The sequence below is a fragment of the Bacillus cereus group sp. BfR-BA-01350 genome, from assembly GCF_022663775.1.
Lineage (GTDB): Bacteria > Bacillota > Bacilli > Bacillales > Bacillaceae_G > Bacillus_A > Bacillus_A paranthracis.
Genome location: NZ_JAKUGD010000004.1, coordinates 123549 through 141184 on the forward strand (window position 1 = coordinate 123549; position 17636 = coordinate 141184).

Consider the following 17636-nt stretch of genomic DNA (forward strand, 5'->3'; position numbering starts at 1 on the left):
TAAAATGGAACAGAAAAAATGCCGTTTTTGCCACTCATTACTCAGCAACACTTTTTTAGATTTGGGTGTTTCTCCTCTCGCTAACTCATTTGTTTCTCCAGAAAACTCATATAAAATGGAGCCTTTTTATCCGCTGCACACATTTGTTTGTCACTCTTGTTTACTTGTGCAATTAGATGAATTTGAATCTCCGCACAATATTTTTCATGACTATTTATACTTTAGCTCTTACTCATCAAGCTGGCTACTGCATGCTAAACAATATGTAGAAATGGCGATTAAGCGTTTCTATTTAAAGAAAGACTCCAAGGTGGTTGAAATCGCGAGTAACGACGGGTACTTATTACAATACTTTCAAAAAGAAAATATCGAAACATTGGGAATTGAACCTGCAAAAAATGTAGCAGAAATCGCTATCCAAAAAGGAATTCCTACGGAAGTGAATTTTTTCAGCAACGACTTAGCAAAAAAATTACCGCAAGCAGATTTAATCATTGCTAATAACGTATTAGCACACGTTCCGAACTTACATGATTTTGTGGCAGGTTTAAAAACGTTATTAAAACAAGACGGAACAATAACAATTGAATTCCCGCACTTATTAAATCTCATATCCTTTAAACAGTTTGATACGATATACCATGAGCACTTCTCCTATTTCTCACTTATAAGCCTGCAAAAAGTTTTATCTCACCATCATTTACAAATTATCGATGTAGAAGAACTTGCTACGCACGGTGGTTCCTTACGTATTTTTGTAAAACATCATAGTGACGAATCAACTACCCATTCTAGTGTTACAAAATTAATCCAAAAAGAAGTGGATCACGGGCTAAATACATTAGATTGTTATCTCCTTTTTTCTAAACGCATCGAACAATTGAAAATAAATATTTTACAGTTTTTTATCGAAGCGAAAGCTTTAAACAAACAAATTATCGGTTACGGTGCGCCAGCTAAAGGAAACACCCTTTTAAATTATTGCGGGATAGGAAAAGAATTTCTAGCTTATACAGTAGATAAAAACCCTCATAAACAAAATCTCCTTCTACCAGGAACCCGCATTCCAATAAAATCTCCAGAAGAAATAAAACGTACAAAACCTGATTACATTCTTATACTTCCTTGGAATTTAAAAGACGAGATTATGAAAGAATGCTCTTTCATTCGTGAGTGGGGCGGCAAATTTTTAGTAACAATACCAGAAGTTGAGGTAATTGAGCCATGAAAAAAATCCTTGTAACAGGCGGTAGCGGATGGATTGGTAAATATGTTGTACATTCTCTTATTCAAAAGGGCTATGAAGTGCACGCCACTTACAATACAAATAAGCCTTCCCATCTTTCTTGCCATTGGCATAAAGTTAACTTACTTTGCGATGAAGAAATAAAAAAACTCATTTACGACATAAAACCTAGTCATCTCATTCATTTAGCTTGGGAAGCAGTGCCTCCAGCATGCTACGTATCCATTAATAATTACTATTGGCTTACATCCAGTATCTCATTGATTCAACACTTCACAACATGCGGCGGAAAGCGAGTCGTCGTTGCCGGTACTGGCGCAGAGTATGAATGGTTTAACGGTGTATTGTTTGAAGATTCACCGCTTCTTTCTTATAAAACCCCGTATTCATTATGTAAAAATGCACTACACTCCTGGCTCCAAACGTACGCCAAGCAAACCGGTCTCAGCATGTGTTGGGGCCGCATTTTTCATATGTATGGCCCTCATGAACAAGGGAACCGGCTCGTTTCTAACATTATCACTTCTTTATTAAAAAATGAGGAGGCAATATGTACACATGGAAAACAATCAAGAGATTTCCTCCATGTGAGCGACGTCGCTCATGCTCTCGTAACGATATTAGAACACGACGTTACAGGCACAATCAATATCGCTTCTGGTCAATCTGTACAAATTAAAGAATTAGCATCTATCATTGCGAAAAAGATAGGAAAAGAGCACTTAATTAAACTGGGTGCAATCCCTTTCTCTAAAGATGAACCTTTATTTGTCGGGGTTCATGTAGAACGTTTAAAAACTGAAGTAAACTGGAAACCGACATACGATCTAAATACAGGAATCGAAGAAACAATTTTATGGTGGGAATCATTTATACAAAAGCATAACGGTACGCATCACTAAAACGTAAATCCTTCGTCCCTCTTGCTAATTCCTTATACCATTCTTCTAATCTTTCCGGCGTAATAATATGGTGTGTACCCATCCCCCCATGCTTACTAGCTTCAGAAAGAGTCGGACCAATTTGTAACTTTCTCTTTCTCATCGCATCGTTCCACGGACTAAATCCAAACCATAATATACAAGCAAGAGGGGGATAAATCATAGATTCATGCGCGGATAAATGTCTTCCAACCGTATAACTTCCATGTTCATGATTATGAATAAATCTACCTCTTCTCCACAACGGCCAGTCTTCTGGTAAATAACCGTGAAATCGCTGTTTCATTAAAGGTAGTCCAAAGTTAAGGTCCGGATAATTGTAGTTAGGATCATCTACCATAATAAGCCCTTCTAGCCAATACATTCTTCCTCCCAATTCATTTAGTGATTTCCAAAACTGATTTTTATCTTGCACACAAAGAAACTCGGTCGTATTTAAAATCATTTTCCATCCTTGTATTTCTTGTTCTACCCTCATCACTTCATGATCCGTCGCATATGCATCAAACTCTGGATTTACAGAATCTCGTACCTCCCAGTGTGGTGCGAATTTTTTACAAATCTCAACCGAACGATCTGTTGAGCCTTTATTAATTAAAATGCCATGATCAAACAGTTTCGTATGATGAGCGAGCCACCACGGTAATAAATACTCTTCATTATAAAAATGAGAAATAACGGTTGTAGTTATAATAATCTCCTCCACTTTCTCTATTAATCTACTTTTTCACCCTACTCTTAATATACTTATCAATTATGTAATTGGTTTCTTTTATTTAAAAAATATGTTTTTCTACTATATACTATGCTTTCTTACACAACCACCATTTCCATTTTCTAAAGAAACACACTAATAAACTGAAAATTAAGTTATAATATCATTATAAAATTATGAAGGAGGAATGCACGCATGTACTACAACACTTCATTCGAAAACGATCAACCTGTAGGCCGTCTATAAACTAAGACGGGCAATCATATAACAAGTGCACTATGCCTCGTCTTAGGGAACTCATCATACCTAAAAATAGACGGAGGTACTTTACATGAAACAAACCATTTTAGGAGCTATATGTTTATCACTAGCAGCTAGTATATGGGGCGGTATGTACGTTGTTAGCAAATATGTACTCGACTTTATCCCACCACTAACACTCGTTTGGCTACGCTTTATCATTGCTTTTGTTGTTTTGTATATGATTTTAAAAATTACTGAGAAAAAGCAAAAGAAAACAGTAACCATCCGTAAAAAAGATTGGTTATTATTCGCTTGGATTGGATTTATCGGATATTTCATTTCGATCACTTGTCAATTTATCGGAACAAAATTATCCGACGCTCATACAGGATCTTTAGTAACATCAGCTACACCTGCATTTATGGTTATATTTGCAGCGATCATTTTAAAAGAAAAACTAACCGCTCGTAGATTACTATCTACCATCATAGCGACAATCGGTGTCATTATCGTAATCGGATGGGATATTGAAATTGGCTCCTATTTTATCGGTACAATCATATTAGTTGGTGCCGCTATTACGTGGGCTTTACTATCTATTTATGTAAAAATTGCTTCAGCCAAATTTTCATCTTTAGTGATTACAACGTACGCCATATTCTTTTCACTCTTTTTTATTACACCTTTTATGATATGGGAATTTCAATCAAGCCCGATTGAACATATAAGCCTATATGTACTATTAGGCGTACTGTATTTAGGAATCGTCTCAACAGCAGGTGCCTTTTTCCTTTGGAATAAAGGATTAGAATTAATGGATGCAAGCATCGGCTCGTTATTTTTCTTCTTCCAACCTATCGTCGGATCATTGCTTGGTTGGCTCTTATTAAATGAGACATTAAATAATAACTTTTTTATTGGCGGTATTCTTATTATATGTAGTGTTTTCATTACTACTTTTGAAAAGAAATAAAAAGCAGGCAGAGGTTCTTAATCTCTGCCTGCTCGCATAATTGGATCTTGGTCGTGAAAACCAATACAAATCGGTATATTACTTTGCACTTCACTACGTACACTTATAAAACTACACAGCGTTTTAGCAATTAAATATAAAGTGATACCGATTGCTTTTTCACTTGTATCAAAGCCATTTTCCTTATACATATCTGCTAATTCTACAGACCCTGGCCCCTCAATATTATATGTCCATTCAGATGCCCAATCGTCATCCTCTTCTTCCATCGGAAAATACTCCTCACAAACATAAAACTGACTATCCCATTCGTTATCAAGGTCATACTCAAAATAAATCGCTTTTGCTTCTTCATTAGTAGCCATTTCTACAGCTACATCCAAACCTACTCGAATACTTTCCTTATATGACTCTAAATCAATTGCTTTAATTCGTTCTGCATATTCTGTAGACGCCATCATGCAACAAATATCATAATACTTCGCTTCTATTTGCTCTACTGCTAACGAAAAGACATCCTCTTGCATCTCTTCTAAATACTGAAATATGTCCACTCTAAATACTCCTCACTCTTTACGCACTCCAATGCGATGGACGAGACAACAATTTCGGTAATTTCGTATGTTTATCCCCTCTTGCCGCATTAACTTGAACTTGCGTCAGAAAAATACTATTTGTAAAATCAGCCCCACGAATATCTGCATCTCGTAAATCTGCTCCAATGAGATCCGCCCCTCGTAAGTCTGCACCATTTAAGTTTGCCGCAATTAAATATGCTCCTCTTAAATTCGCCCCTTGTAAATTTTTCTTTTTCAGGTTTGCTCCCATAAGATCTGCGCCGCGGTGTATGATTCGTTTCTTACGCGCAGTATTCATTTCTTTCCATACTAGTTCGCTCGTTTCTAAAAGAAGAATGTTCACCTCTGCCCTATGCATTGGAACATTTATTTTCATTAACTCATCTGGATTTAGATTCGAAAGTCGCTCTGTCTCCTCAATTGCAGTCTTCAACTCTTTATGAATTGGCTGTGTTGCCTTTAAAAGAATCGCCTCATTCAAATACCAAAGCATTTCATGGAGCTGATGCATAACTGGAAAAGCATCATACATTTTTCTCGCATGCTTAGCATCTTTCCGCCAATCTACCCCGTTAAATGTAACTTGAGAAATTTTCTGTCCAGCGCCAAAACATTCAAATACTGTACAGCCTTTATAACCTTTTCCTCTAAGATTTTTATGTATACTGCATTTAAAATCTGATTGTAAATTGGAACATGGTTTACCACCATCTTTATTCACTGCAAAATCTACCGATGCTGCGAACGGTAATGCAACGCAACATAGACCGAAGCATTTTTCGCAGTTTGCTTTTAAATATTCGCTATGATTAGTCAAAATGTATACCCCCTGTTGTCTTTTGACTATTTCATAATATTCTAACTGCACGAAATAATCAATTTAAAAATAAACGAGCATCTTTCATTTCAAATCACAACTTTATCATTCGATTTCCTTTCAATTGAAAAGGACTAACTCTACCCAATGAATTATAATTAAATTATAAATTTTCTAAATAAAAGGAGAGTTACTATGGCACTACAAATGAAAACAAACTGTCAAATTTGCGATCAATCGCTAGAACAAGATTCTGAAGCATACATTTGCGTATATGAATGTACATTTTGTGCACCATGTACAGAAGAAAGACACAACGTTTGCCCAAACTGCGGCGGCGAGTTAGTACGTAGACCGAAAAAGAAACAATAAAAAGCAAAGCGATATCGCTTTGCTTTTTATTGTTTTCTGAGTATATGAAATTATATCGAACACAACTTAAACGTTTAAAAACTTAACACAAACAGGCTCCGGCACAACAACATCAGATTGGATAAGCGTTAACTTACCTGTAGATTCACTTCTTGAAAATAGTACAAGATTATGTGATTTTTCATTTGTAGCAACAAGGAATTTTTCAGTAGGATCTAATACAAAGTCTCTTGGCCAATTTCCTTCTGTAGATGTATGTGCAACAAATGCAAGCTGGCCTGTGTTTTGATCAACACTGAAAACAGCAATACTATTATGACCACGATTACCTGCATATACAAAGCGACCATCAGAAGAAATATGAATTGCACTTCCTTGATTATTTTCATCAAACTCTTCTGGAACAGTAGAAATATACTGTAATTCTGTAAATGATCCTTCTGCCGGATTATATGTCAACACAATAACTTCTGAACTAAGCTCCGTCATCACATAAGCATACTTTCCATTTGGATGAAAAGTAATATGTCTTGGACCACTCCCTGGATTTACAGATAAACGATTCACTTCTGTTAATGTACTATCTTTTATTTCATACGTAATTATTTTATCTATCCCTAAATCAACACCCACTACATATTTTTCATCAGGAGTATATCCCGCACAATGTGCATGTGGTTTTTCTTGTCTTTCTTTATTCGGACCTGAACCTTCATGTGCCATAATCGATGTAGCAGGATTTATAGTTCCATCTTCATTTACTTCAAAAGATTCAATCGTTCCTTTATGGTAATTTGCTGTAACTACCGTATGATTTCCACTATCAACACTCACATGACAAGGAGAAGCCCCTTCTACTACTTGTCTGTTTTCTTCTATTAGCTCTCCAGTTTTACTATCAATCGAATAAGCAGCTACACCACCAGATTCGCCTTCCTTAACAACAGAGTAGAGATATTCATTATTTCGATTAATCGTTACATATGTAGGGTTATCCAACTTGGCCGCAAGTGTTACATTACTAATTTTCTTTGCTTCCGTGTCTAACGTAAACTTATATATTCCTTCACTATTTTCTTTCGTGTATGTTCCAACATATCCAATAAACTCTTTGTTATCCTTCATTTTCATAACCCTCTCTCCCTATATTTTTCGTTCATCATACTTCTTAACATATTTTATGTTGAAAGAGTATCCTAAAAGAATTGGAGTACCTCTTTATACGTTACCATATTTTCTTGCAAAATAGCCTTTAAACCCACTTTTTTTGATACGCTGCTATACTTTCATATTCTTCTTCCAATTGACGGGACAGACGAATATAGATTGGTGTTAAATCTTTATATTTTTCCACACTTTCCATGTTTGGTTCATGGTGGAAATTCGCACCTACCATTTCAGAAACTACATGCAACGTATCTACTTCACCTAAACTATATAAGCCGAGGATGGCAGCTCCTAAGCAAGAGCTTTCGAAACTTTCGGGAACATATACGTCTTGATGAAAAATATCCGCCATCATCTGTCTCCAAAGTTCCGATCTTGCAAAACCGCCTGTCGCTTGAATTTTTTTCGGTTCACCAATGAGTTCTTTTAAAGCAAGGAGAACGGTATATAAATTATAAATTACTCCTTCTAAAACAGCACGGATAAGATGTTCTTTCTTATGATGCAATCCAAGTCCAAAGAAAGATCCTCGCGCATTTGCATTCCATAAAGGAGCTCTTTCCCCTGCTAAATACGGATGAAATAATAAACCGTCGGATCCCGGATTCACTTTTGCTGCTATTTCAGTAAGCACTTCATATGGATCTTTTCCTAAACGCTTCGCAAGCTCAATCTCTGAAGTACCTAATTGATCACGAGCCCATCTGAAAATCATACCACCGTTATTAACCGGTCCGCCAATTACCCAATGGTCTTCAGTTAAGGCGTAACAAAAAATTCTACCTTTTGGATCTGTTACAGGACGATTTGTTACAGCACGTATCGCACCGCTTGTACCAATTGTAACAGCCACAACACCAGGATCAATTGCATTTACACCTAAATTGGATAGGACTCCGTCACTCGCTCCTACTACAAATGGAGTAGAAACAAGTACATTCATCTCATTGGCAAGCTCTTCATCTAATCCTGTTAAACTGTGCGTTGTTGGAACGAGTTTAGAAAGTTTGTCATCTGTAATTCCCGCAACATGTAAAGCCTCTTCATCCCATTTTAAAGATTTCAAATTAAACATCCCTGTTGCTGATGCTATAGAATAATCAATTACATACTCCTTATATAACTTATAAAAAACATACTCTTTAATAGAAATAAATTTATAAGTTTTTGCGAACAATTCTGCCTGCTCATTTTGTAGCCAAACTACTTTCGAAAGTGGTGACATCGGATGAATTGGTGTCCCAGTCCGCAAATAAATTTCATGACCATTCATATCATTCTTTATTTTCTCTGCCCAGCTTGCACTTCTATTATCTGCCCAAGTAATACATCTCGTTAACGGCTTTCCCTTCTCATCTACAGCAATGATACTATGCATTGCCGAACTAAAAGAGACGCAAACAATATCATTCGGCTGTACACTACTTGTCTGTACAGTTTCTTTAATCGTATGTATTACTGCACGAAAAATTTCTTCTGGGTCTTGTTCTGCTGTTTCCGGCGTAGGAGAATATAAAGGATATTCAATTCCATGACTTGCAATAACAGATCCATCAGTAGAAAATAGAACTGATTTTGTACTAGTTGTCCCAATGTCTACACCAATCATATATTTTGAACTCACCATTTCTTCCTCCTAACAAAAAATTACTACAGTATCCCACTATAAAAACATCCTTATTTTAAACAAACATATCAAGTAGTAAAACTCCTCCAAAAGCGATAAATGAAAGTAATGTTTCTAATACCGTCCATGTTTTAAATGTTTCTTTCACTGTTAAACCTAGGTATTCTTTTACCATCCAGAACCCAGCATCGTTTACGTGTGAAAACATTAATGCTCCTGCACCTGTTGCAATGACTAGCAACTCTAAATTCACACCTGTCGTATTTTCAACGATTGGCGAAACGATACCCGCTGCTGTTGTTAAGGCAACTGTCGCTGACCCTGTCGCAATTCGAATTAATCCAGCTACCATAAATGCTAATACAATTGGAGATAAGGCTAAATGCTCAGACATTTGAGCAATAGCATTCCCTACACCACTATCGATAAGAATTTGCTTAAATCCGCCACCAGCACCAATAATCGCAACAATTGAACCGATTGGTAATAAGCTATCTTCTGTTACCTTCTTAATAGCCTTTTTATCGATACCTTGACGAAATCCAAGAAAATAAAACGCTGCAAAACATGCAATCAATAAAGCAATGATAGGACTACCGATTAATGTCACAATCTTCATCAAAGTAGTAGAAAGTGGAACATAAGGAGCTGCTGCAGCTAAAACCATTAACATAACTGGTAACAATATAACTAAAAATGAAACTCCTATTCCTGGTAATTTCGTTGATTTTGTATTTACACGTATCAATTCTGGCTCATTTTCAGGAATTACACGTTTGTGAATCCATTTAGCGAATATAGGACCTGCAATAATCGCTGCAAAAAATGTAATAATGAGTGAATACAATAATACCTTCCCAAGGTTCGCTTTATAAATGCCAATTGCAACGATTGCCCCTGGATGCGGAGGAACAAGACCGTGTACGACAGATAACCCAGCAATTGCTGGTAACGCTATCAATAAAATATTTTGTTTCGTAGTTTTATGAATGGAAATTACTAACGGCAACAATATTAAAATACCTACTTCGAAAAACACTGGAATTCCAATAATAAAACCTGCAATTAACATCGCCCATGGTAAGTTTTTTATCCCAAAGGATTTAATAAAGAACTCTGCCACTTGCATTCCAGCACCTGACTCTGCCATCATTTTCCCTAAAATTGTACCTAATACTAAAATACCTACTAAATGCCCAAGAACACTTCCGACTCCCGTTTCATAAGCACTCACTATTTTATCCATTGGCATTCCAGACATAATTGCTAAAAACAAACTTGCAACCGTTAAACTAATAAACGCATGCCATCTCCACCACGATACCCCTAAAATAACAATTACAATTGATAATAATGTAATCATTAAAAGGTACATATTCATACGCAATTCCACCCCTTTATGTAAACCCTTTCAAAAATGATATACAATGAAAAGAACCTATATAGTTCTTTCTTGAGTAAAAATTTATATATCGATATACAACTCATCTTCACAACATAATAATTTATATAAAAAGAATCTCCCTTACCAGAGATACATGTTACCTACTCTCTCTGATAAGGGGACTTCTCTTTCATAATTGTAATGTTATTGTGATAAACGCTTCGCGTAAGCATATTTTCCTTCTTCAAAAGTGAATGACACTTTCTTCTCTTGCTATTTTCACATAGTAAGACTCCAAACTCGGGATCCAAGTTAAACGATGAAGTTACCTAGGAATCTTTCCTCTCATGAAAAGCAATTTTCGGAAAGCCTCTTACTTTTATACATTATAATTTAGGTGCTTTCGCCCAATCCGCAGCAAACTTTTCAATACCTTGATCTGTTAATGGATGCATAGCAAGTTGTTCAATTACTTTATAAGGAATTGTTGCGATGTGAGCCCCTGCCATCGCTACACGAGTTACATGATCTGGATGTCTAACAGACGCCGCAATAATTTGTGTATCTAATTGGTGAACATCGAATAATTCAGCAATTTTAGCAACTAATAATACACCATCTTCAGAAATATCATCTAAACGTCCTAAAAATGGAGAAACATACGTTGCACCTGCTCGAGCAGCTAAAAGTGCTTGGTTCACCGTGAAAATAAGTGTAACGTTCGTTTTCACACCTTTTTCAGTAAGATAGCGACAAGCTTCTAATCCTGCTAACGTCATCGGAAGTTTAATTGTAACTTTTTCATCGCCGCCGTTAATCTTAATCAGTTCCTCTGCTTGGGCAATCATCTCTTCAGCTGTAACAGCATCTGGCGTTACTTCTGCCGAAACAGATTCAACTTTCGGCACTGCCTGACAAATTTCTGCGATACGGTCTTCAAATTTAATGCCCTCTTTTGCTACTAAAGAAGGATTCGTTGTAACACCAGCTAAAACTCCAAGTTTATATGCTTTTTTGATGTCCTCAAGATTTGCAGTATCAATAAAAAATTTCATGATCTATTCCCTCCATTTTTTAAACGTCAATGAGTTAAAATTTTAAGATGTTTATTTCTTTTCTACTGCATGTCCGCCAAATTCATTGCGCAGAGCTGCTACTACTTTTCCTGTAAATGTATCATTGTCTAATGAGCGGTAGCGCATTAATAACGACATTGCGATAACAGGAGTTGCTGTTTGAAGGTCTAATGCTGTTTCTACTGTCCATTTTCCTTCACCAGAAGAATGCATAACACCCTTAATTTCATCTAGTTTTGCATCTTTAGAAAATGCATTTTCTGTTAATTCCATTAACCATGAACGGATTACTGAACCGTTGTTCCATACTCTTGATACTTTTTCATAATCGTAGTCAAATTCACTTTTCTCTAGAATCTCAAATCCTTCACCAATAGCAGCCATCATACCGTATTCAATTCCGTTGTGAACCATTTTTAAGAAGTGACCACTACCAGCTTTTCCAGCATATAAGTATCCATTTTCTACAGCAGTATCACGGAAGATAGGTTCAACGATGTCCCAAGCTTCTTGATCTCCTCCGATCATATAACAAGCACCATTACGAGCGCCTTCCATTCCGCCAGAAGTTCCTGCATCCATAAAGTGAATACCATCTTTCTTTAGTTGCTCATATCGGCGAATTGACTCTTTATAATGTGAATTACCCGCTTCAATTAAAATATCTCCTTTTGATAAAAGTGGTGTAACCTCATCAATAACAGAATCTACAACAGCGTGTGGTACCATAACCCAAAGAACTCTTGGTGATTGTAATGACTGAACAAGTTCATTTAAACTAGATACACCTGTTGCCCCGTACTCTTTCATTTCTTCCACTGCGCTTGCATTCAAATCAAATGCTGCTACTTCATGTTTATGATCCATTAAATTTTTCCCTAAGTTTAATCCCATTTTACCTAAACCAATTAATCCTACTTGCATAATATAATTCCTCCTCAAATCATCTTTTATTAAAAATTCATATCACTACAATCTGGAATACCTTGCAGCACTGATATGTACGGAAAGGTATTCACAGTCATAGCTTAAGAATTTAATACATTTTTTGTAATTTGAACAACATTTTCTGTCGTAAATCCAAATAGATTCATGACTTCAGCCCCAGTTCCTGAAGCTCCAAATGTTTCAATCGATAATATGTTTCCTTCTTGTCCTACATAACGCTCCCAGCCGAGAGATACACCCATCTCAAGAGATACTCGTTTCGTTACAGAAGACGGAAGAACGGATTCTTTATATTCTTTCGATTGGCGATCGAATAACTCCCAGCTTGGCATTGCAACGATGCGAACAGAGACATTGTCTTCTTCTAGTTTCGCTTTTGCACTAGCAGCTAAGGATACTTCAGAACCTGTCGCAATTAAAATTACATCCGGATTTTCATTCGTTTGTGTTAACACGTAAGCCCCTTTAGAAAGATTCTCTATGTTTGCTTTCGTTTCATGAAACACCGGTAAATTTTGACGGCTAAGTACTAAAACGACTGGACCATCCATTTGCTGTAAAGCATACGCCCACGCACTTGCTGTTTCATTTGCATCTGACGGACGGATAACTGTTAAACCAGGGATTGCCCGAAGAGCTGCTAAATGTTCAATAGGTTCATGCGTTGGACCATCTTCTCCTACAGCAATTGAATCATGTGTAAATACGTACGTAACAGGTAACTTTTGCAATGCAGCCAATCGAATAGATGGACGAAGATAGTCATTAAATACAAAGAATGTACTCACGAACGGTTTTACTCCTCCATGAAGAGCCAGTCCATTCGCTGCTGCGCCCATTGCATGTTCACGTACACCAAAGTATATATTTCGGCCAGCATACGATTCTACCGCATACACTGCTTCACCTTTTATATCTGTCATCGTAGAATGAGAAAGATCTGCACTTCCACCGAAAATAGAAGGAATCGATTTCACATAATGATTAATAGCTTCCCCACTTGCAACACGAGTTGAAATCGTTTTTTCAGTATCGAAGGATAAAATGTCTTTCGCTTCGATTAAAACTTCACCTGTAATCGCTTTTTCTAATTCATCTGCTAGTGCAGGGTTTGACTCTCTGTATAAGTTGAACTGCTCATTCCAGCCATGTTCTTTTTCAATACCTTTTTGTTTCAGTTCATTAAAATGAGTTGTTACTTCTTCAGGTACAAAGAAGTCTTCTTCATAATGCCAACCATACACTTGTTTTGTCGCTGTCGCTTCTTCTAATCCAAGCGGGTTACCATGTGCTTTGTTCGTTCCAGCAACTTTTGGACTTCCGTAACCTATAATGGTTCTAATTTCTATAAGAGTAGGTTGGTCCGTATTATCTTTCGCTAATTGAATCGCTTTTGTAATCGCATCAACATCGTTTCCATCTTCAACTCTTACATATTGCCAATGTGCAGATTCTACCCTTTTCTGCATGTCTTCAGAGAAAGCAATGTTTAATTCACCATCAAGTGAAATTTCATTTGAATCATACAGCACAATTAACTTGCCAAGTTTCATATGTCCTGCCATTGACATCGCTTCATAAGCGACACCTTCCATTAAATCACCGTCTCCAACTAAAGCGTACGTATTGTGATCAATAATAGAGTGACCATCCTTATTAAACTTCGCTGCTAAATGCGCTTCTGCCATTGCCATTCCGACAGCATTGGCAATTCCTTGTCCTAACGGGCCTGTCGTCGCTTCAACTCCAGAAGTATGACCAAACTCAGGATGTCCTGGTGTTTTACTATTTAACTTTCTGAAGTTTTTCAAGTCATCAATTGAAACGTCATATCCAGCTAAATGAAGTAAGCTATATAATAAGCTAGATCCATGTCCCGCTGATAAAACGAAGCGATCACGGTTAAACCATTTTGGATGATTAGGATTATGATTTAAATGATTCGCCCATAATGCATAAGCCATTGGCGCTGCTCCCATCGGAAGACCTGGATGACCTGAATTTGCCGCATTAATAGCATCAATTGATAACGTACGAATTGTATTCACTGCTAATTGATTTATGTTTTGTGTCATAGTAATCGTCCCCCTACATGCTTTCATGAAAGAAAGTACTTATTTTTTCGTTTCTTGATCTAACCACCATTTAAATCCACTTTCTTGCAATAATTCATTAGATGTCTCTGGACCATATGAACCAGACTCATATTCATGAAGTGGTAATAAGTTTTCCTCGAATGCTTCAAGAATTGGTTGTACCCATTCCCATGACAATTCAACTTCTCTCCAATGTGCAAAGAATGTAGCGTCTCCACTCACAGCATCATGAATGAGTCTTTCATACGCTTCAGGTACCCCCACATCCGCTTGCTCACAAGTAAAGTTAATACGGATCGGTTCAATTTCTCCATTTTTCAATGGATTTTTACTATTTAACTGTAATGAAACGTTCTCACCTGGGCTAATTTCAATTATTAACAAGTTAGGTGCTGCATTTGGATTACTATCTTGATATTGCTGTTTTAACGTATTTTTAAATTCGATTACAATACGAGTAGACTTTTCTTTCATTCGTTTGCCTGTTCGTATATAAAAGGGAACGCCAGTCCAAAATGGATTATCGATCCACAAGCGAGCAGCGACAAATGTGTCTATATTAGAAGAAGGATTTACTCCTGGCTCCTCTTTATATGCTACAACTTGCCCGCCATTTATCTCACCTGCACCATATTGTCCGCGAATGATATGGTTTTGAACGTCTTCTTTTTTCACTTTACGAAGCGCCTCCATTACCTTTCGCTTTTCCTCTCGAATTTCACATGCATTAACCTTTTCCGGCAAATTCATAGCAGTCATCATTAATATTTGTAACATATGATTTTGAACCATATCTCGAATGGCTCCTGCCTGATCATAATATCCTGCCCTTTCTTCAACCCCAACTGTTTCACTCGCTGTGATTTGTACATTCGCTATATGTTCTTTATTCCAAATCGATTGTAAAACAGGATTTGCAAACTCTAGTGCTTCAAGGTTTTGAATCATCGGCTTACCTAAATAATGATCAATACGATATATCTCGTCTTCTTCAAACGTGCGACTAAGCTTATCATTCAGCTCACGAGCAGATGTAAGGTCGTGCCCGAACGGTTTCTCAATCATTAGGCGTTTCCATCCATCCGTTTTATCAAGTCCGCTTTCCTTAATATTTAAAGCGATTGTCTCAAAAAATTCAGGAGCAACGGAAAGATAGAACATTCTATTCCCTTTTATATGTAGCTCTTCTTCCCTTTCACGAACGACTTGTAATAATCTCTCATAGTCTTCCGGCTTACTCACATCTAATGGACAATAACGAAAATTATCTAAAAAACCTTCGAGTTCTGGAGTACCTTCTTCTCTATGACGAGAAAACGTCTCTATTGATTCTTTTATTCTTTTTTGGAAATCTACATGAGATACTTCACGTCTCCCAAGCCCGATAACGGATATTTGCTTTGGAAGCTTTTGATCTCTATATAAGTTATATAGTGCGGGGTAAATTTTGCGTTTCGCTAAGTCCCCTGTCGCTCCAAATAAAACAAAGGTCATTGATTCCAATTTCAGTCCCCCTCTTGTTGTATAATCCTGGTCAATATATTAAAAATGAATTGTACAGAAGCTCATGTTTTTATAAAAAACAAAGAGTTATCAAATTCCAATTCTTTTTATACCTTTCGCTTTCTAATTGTCCCCAATATTAATAGTGGCAATTCAAAGCGTTTCTACCACGACTTACTTATTTATAGTACTTTACGAAATAACATATATTTAATTACTTTTAGTAATTAAATAATCTTATGTCTAGTATATTAACCACATATATTATTATCGTCAATAAAAATGTCTTAAATTACATACTATTTATTTCGTATTACTTTTCTAAGTTTATCCTTAGTTACCACTCATTTTCAAAGATAATGATCGATATAAAAAATATCAGTTTCATCAAAATCTTCAATTAATTTTTCGTTAAACTCGTGAGCAGACGTTACATGATGACCAAAAGGCTTCTCTATAATAAGACGGTTCAATCCTTTTGTAGCCCACAATCCAATTTCCTTAATATTTAAAGCAATGACATCAAATGCTTCTGGTATAACAGATAGGTAAAACATGCGGTTTTCAGGAATGTTTAATTCTGTTTCACGTCTCTTTACAAGACTCAACAAATCTTGATAGTCCTCTATATTTGCTGTATTTAATTGACAATAACGAAATGTGCTAATAAATTCTTCTACTCCTAATTCGTCATCAGTAGATCTTCTAGAAAATGTAGCAAGGGATTGTTCTACCTTTGTTTGAAATTCCACATCTGACATTACCCTTCTACCAATACCGATAATCGAAATAGATTGCGGTATATTCCCATTACTAAATAATTTGTATAAAGCAGGGTAAATTTTGCGTTTCGCTAAATCCCCTGTCGCTCCAAATAAAAGAAATGTCATTGAATCCATTTGTTCTCTCCCTTTTAAAACAATTGCTAGAATAGAATATATAAACTCATTCGCTACTTAGCACAATACTGTCTCTAAAACCTCATACTTTACCAATGTTTCTTCAATACTATTTTGCCACGAGCACGCTCTGACTCACTTATGTGGTGTGCTTTTTTTACACCTTCTACATGTAAAGGCAACACATGCGTGACAACGGGTTTAATCTTCCCGCCCTCAATTAATTCTGTAATAAGAGAAAGTTCATATCCGTTAGGTTCAGTAAATATATGGTCACTCTCAATATTTTTCTCTCTTGATATCTCGGTTTGCGGAATTTCCATACCTTTCGGACCATAAATAGACGCTAACTTTCCATTTGGTGCAAGCACTTTATAACTATCCTTTAGTACATCTCCGCCTAACACATCAAATACAATATTGTAATTATGCAAAAGCGAAGAAAAGTCTTCTGTTTTGTAATCGACGACAGTATCAGCGCCTAGATCCTTTACAAATTGCATGTTTTTCGTACTAGTCGTAGTTGCAACATGTGCACCGAAGCTTTTGGCTAGCTGAATAGCAAACGTACCAATTCCTCCGGATCCAGCATGAATTAAAACCTTATTGCCTTTTTGAACATTTGCGAACTTTACTAAGCTTTGCCAACTTGTCAAACCTACTAGAGGGATTGATGCCGCCTCTTCAAAAGATAAATTCCTCGGTTTTTTCGCTACATATTTCTCATCTACAGCCACGTACTCTGCATAAGCACCGTTTCGTTCAATATCCGGACGACTATATACTTCATCCCCCACTTTACATGCTGTTACGTTTGGCCCTATAGCAGCAGCTACACCTGCAACATCCCATCCTAAAACGAGCGGGAAGTCATAAGAAATTACGTCTTGCAGTAAACCTTCACGTATTTTCCAATCCACGGGATTTATACCAGCTGCATATACTTCAATTAGTACATCGGTGTCTCCTAATAGCGGTGTCTGCATTTCAATCTCTTGTAGTACACTTTTATCTCCATATTGCATAAGTCCTATCGCTTTCATTCTTTTCA

At 36.6% G+C, this 17636-nt stretch carries 16 protein-coding genes; 4 read left to right on the forward strand and 12 right to left on the reverse strand.

Features of this window, described 5'->3' with window-relative positions; all coding sequences use genetic code 11:
- Positions 1-4 precede the first annotated feature (4 nt).
- Complete coding sequence (locus tag MR147_RS11245) at positions 5-1228, forward strand: class I SAM-dependent methyltransferase (RefSeq protein ID WP_000435754.1); 1224 nt, start codon at positions 5-7, stop codon at positions 1226-1228.
- Entirely contained in the window at positions 1225-2148 is a 924-nt protein-coding gene (locus tag MR147_RS11250; protein ID WP_242304204.1) for an NAD-dependent epimerase/dehydratase family protein, read from the forward strand. Before MR147_RS11245 ends, MR147_RS11250 begins: the two co-directional genes overlap by 4 nt.
- On the opposite strand, the gene MR147_RS11255 is transcribed toward MR147_RS11250, so the two are convergent.
- The gene (locus MR147_RS11255) at positions 2117-2893 is read right to left on the reverse strand and encodes a glycosyltransferase family 2 protein (RefSeq protein ID WP_080493753.1); all 777 of its coding nucleotides are present in this window, start codon (positions 2891-2893) and stop codon (positions 2117-2119) included. The genes MR147_RS11250 and MR147_RS11255 overlap by 32 nt on opposite strands.
- A gap of 340 nt (positions 2894-3233) precedes the next feature.
- Between MR147_RS11255 and MR147_RS11260 the strand changes: the two genes are divergently transcribed.
- Positions 3234-4118 (forward strand): DMT family transporter, encoded by an 885-nt coding sequence (locus MR147_RS11260; RefSeq protein WP_074609166.1) that lies wholly within the window; start codon positions 3234-3236, stop codon positions 4116-4118.
- A 17-nt stretch (positions 4119-4135) separates the two neighbouring features.
- Here the strand turns inward: MR147_RS11260 and MR147_RS11265 are convergent, their stop codons facing one another.
- Both MR147_RS11265 and MR147_RS11270 read right to left on the reverse strand, forming a co-directional pair.
- On the reverse strand, positions 4136-4672 hold the full coding sequence (locus MR147_RS11265) for a hypothetical protein (RefSeq protein WP_074609164.1): 537 nt from the start codon (positions 4670-4672) through the stop codon (positions 4136-4138).
- A gap of 19 nt (positions 4673-4691) precedes the next feature.
- Positions 4692-5513 carry a pentapeptide repeat-containing protein gene (locus MR147_RS11270; RefSeq protein ID WP_071736379.1) on the reverse strand — a complete coding sequence of 274 codons (822 nt, stop codon included), beginning with the start codon at positions 5511-5513 and terminating at the stop codon, positions 4692-4694.
- 195 nt (positions 5514-5708) lie between these two features.
- Between MR147_RS11270 and MR147_RS11275 the strand changes: the two genes are divergently transcribed.
- On the forward strand, positions 5709-5885 hold the full coding sequence (locus tag MR147_RS11275) for a DUF1272 domain-containing protein (RefSeq protein WP_001207874.1): 177 nt from the start codon (positions 5709-5711) through the stop codon (positions 5883-5885).
- Between the two features lie 66 nt (positions 5886-5951).
- On the opposite strand, the gene MR147_RS11280 is transcribed toward MR147_RS11275, so the two are convergent.
- The 9 genes from MR147_RS11280 to MR147_RS11320 all read right to left on the reverse strand — a co-directional run bounded on the left by MR147_RS11280 (position 5952) and on the right by MR147_RS11320 (position 17628).
- Positions 5952-7016 carry a lactonase family protein gene (locus MR147_RS11280; protein WP_074606688.1) on the reverse strand — a complete coding sequence of 355 codons (1065 nt, stop codon included), beginning with the start codon at positions 7014-7016 and terminating at the stop codon, positions 5952-5954.
- Positions 7017-7137: 121 nt separating this feature from the next.
- Positions 7138-8679, reverse strand: a complete 1542-nt coding sequence (gntK, locus tag MR147_RS11285) for a gluconokinase (RefSeq protein WP_242304205.1) — start codon at positions 8677-8679, stop codon at positions 7138-7140.
- Between the two features lie 55 nt (positions 8680-8734).
- Positions 8735-10060 carry a gluconate permease GntP gene (gene gntP / locus MR147_RS11290; protein WP_074606692.1) on the reverse strand — a complete coding sequence of 442 codons (1326 nt, stop codon included), beginning with the start codon at positions 10058-10060 and terminating at the stop codon, positions 8735-8737.
- A gap of 389 nt (positions 10061-10449) precedes the next feature.
- Positions 10450-11118, reverse strand: coding sequence for a fructose-6-phosphate aldolase (gene fsa, locus MR147_RS11295; protein ID WP_000667676.1), 669 nt, complete (start codon positions 11116-11118; stop codon positions 10450-10452).
- A 51-nt stretch (positions 11119-11169) separates the two neighbouring features.
- On the reverse strand, positions 11170-12063 hold the full coding sequence (gnd, locus tag MR147_RS11300; protein ID WP_074606694.1) for a phosphogluconate dehydrogenase (NAD(+)-dependent, decarboxylating): 894 nt from the start codon (positions 12061-12063) through the stop codon (positions 11170-11172).
- 104 nt (positions 12064-12167) lie between these two features.
- Entirely contained in the window at positions 12168-14162 is a 1995-nt protein-coding gene (gene tkt / locus MR147_RS11305) for a transketolase (RefSeq protein WP_242304206.1), read from the reverse strand.
- 39 nt (positions 14163-14201) lie between these two features.
- Positions 14202-15686, reverse strand: coding sequence for a glucose-6-phosphate dehydrogenase (gene zwf, locus MR147_RS11310; protein ID WP_000445344.1), 1485 nt, complete (start codon positions 15684-15686; stop codon positions 14202-14204).
- 350 nt (positions 15687-16036) lie between these two features.
- A complete protein-coding gene (locus MR147_RS11315; protein ID WP_074606698.1) occupies positions 16037-16585 on the reverse strand; it encodes a glucose-6-phosphate dehydrogenase in 549 nt (182 codons plus the stop codon).
- An 89-nt stretch (positions 16586-16674) separates the two neighbouring features.
- Positions 16675-17628 carry an NADP-dependent oxidoreductase gene (locus MR147_RS11320; protein ID WP_242304207.1) on the reverse strand — a complete coding sequence of 318 codons (954 nt, stop codon included), beginning with the start codon at positions 17626-17628 and terminating at the stop codon, positions 16675-16677.
- Positions 17629-17636: the final 8 nt, after the last annotated feature.

Coding starts and splice junctions, on each gene's coding strand:
- MR147_RS11245 (WP_000435754.1), top strand. CDS start 5: ATGGAACAGAAAAAATGCCGTTTTTGCCACTCATTACTCAGCAACACT.
- MR147_RS11250 (WP_242304204.1), top strand. CDS start 1,225: ATGAAAAAAATCCTTGTAACAGGCGGTAGCGGATGGATTGGTAAATAT.
- MR147_RS11260 (WP_074609166.1), top strand. CDS start 3,234: ATGAAACAAACCATTTTAGGAGCTATATGTTTATCACTAGCAGCTAGT.
- MR147_RS11275 (WP_001207874.1), top strand. CDS start 5,709: ATGGCACTACAAATGAAAACAAACTGTCAAATTTGCGATCAATCGCTA.
- MR147_RS11280 (WP_074606688.1), bottom strand. CDS start 7,016: ATGAAAATGAAGGATAACAAAGAGTTTATTGGATATGTTGGAACATAC.
- gntK (WP_242304205.1), bottom strand. CDS start 8,679: ATGGTGAGTTCAAAATATATGATTGGTGTAGACATTGGGACAACTAGT.
- gntP (WP_074606692.1), bottom strand. CDS start 10,060: ATGAATATGTACCTTTTAATGATTACATTATTATCAATTGTAATTGTT.
- fsa (WP_000667676.1), bottom strand. CDS start 11,118: ATGAAATTTTTTATTGATACTGCAAATCTTGAGGACATCAAAAAAGCA.
- gnd (WP_074606694.1), bottom strand. CDS start 12,063: ATGCAAGTAGGATTAATTGGTTTAGGTAAAATGGGATTAAACTTAGGG.
- tkt (WP_242304206.1), bottom strand. CDS start 14,162: ATGACACAAAACATAAATCAATTAGCAGTGAATACAATTCGTACGTTA.
- MR147_RS11315 (WP_074606698.1), bottom strand. CDS start 16,585: ATGGATTCAATGACATTTCTTTTATTTGGAGCGACAGGGGATTTAGCG.
- MR147_RS11320 (WP_242304207.1), bottom strand. CDS start 17,628: ATGAAAGCGATAGGACTTATGCAATATGGAGATAAAAGTGTACTACAA.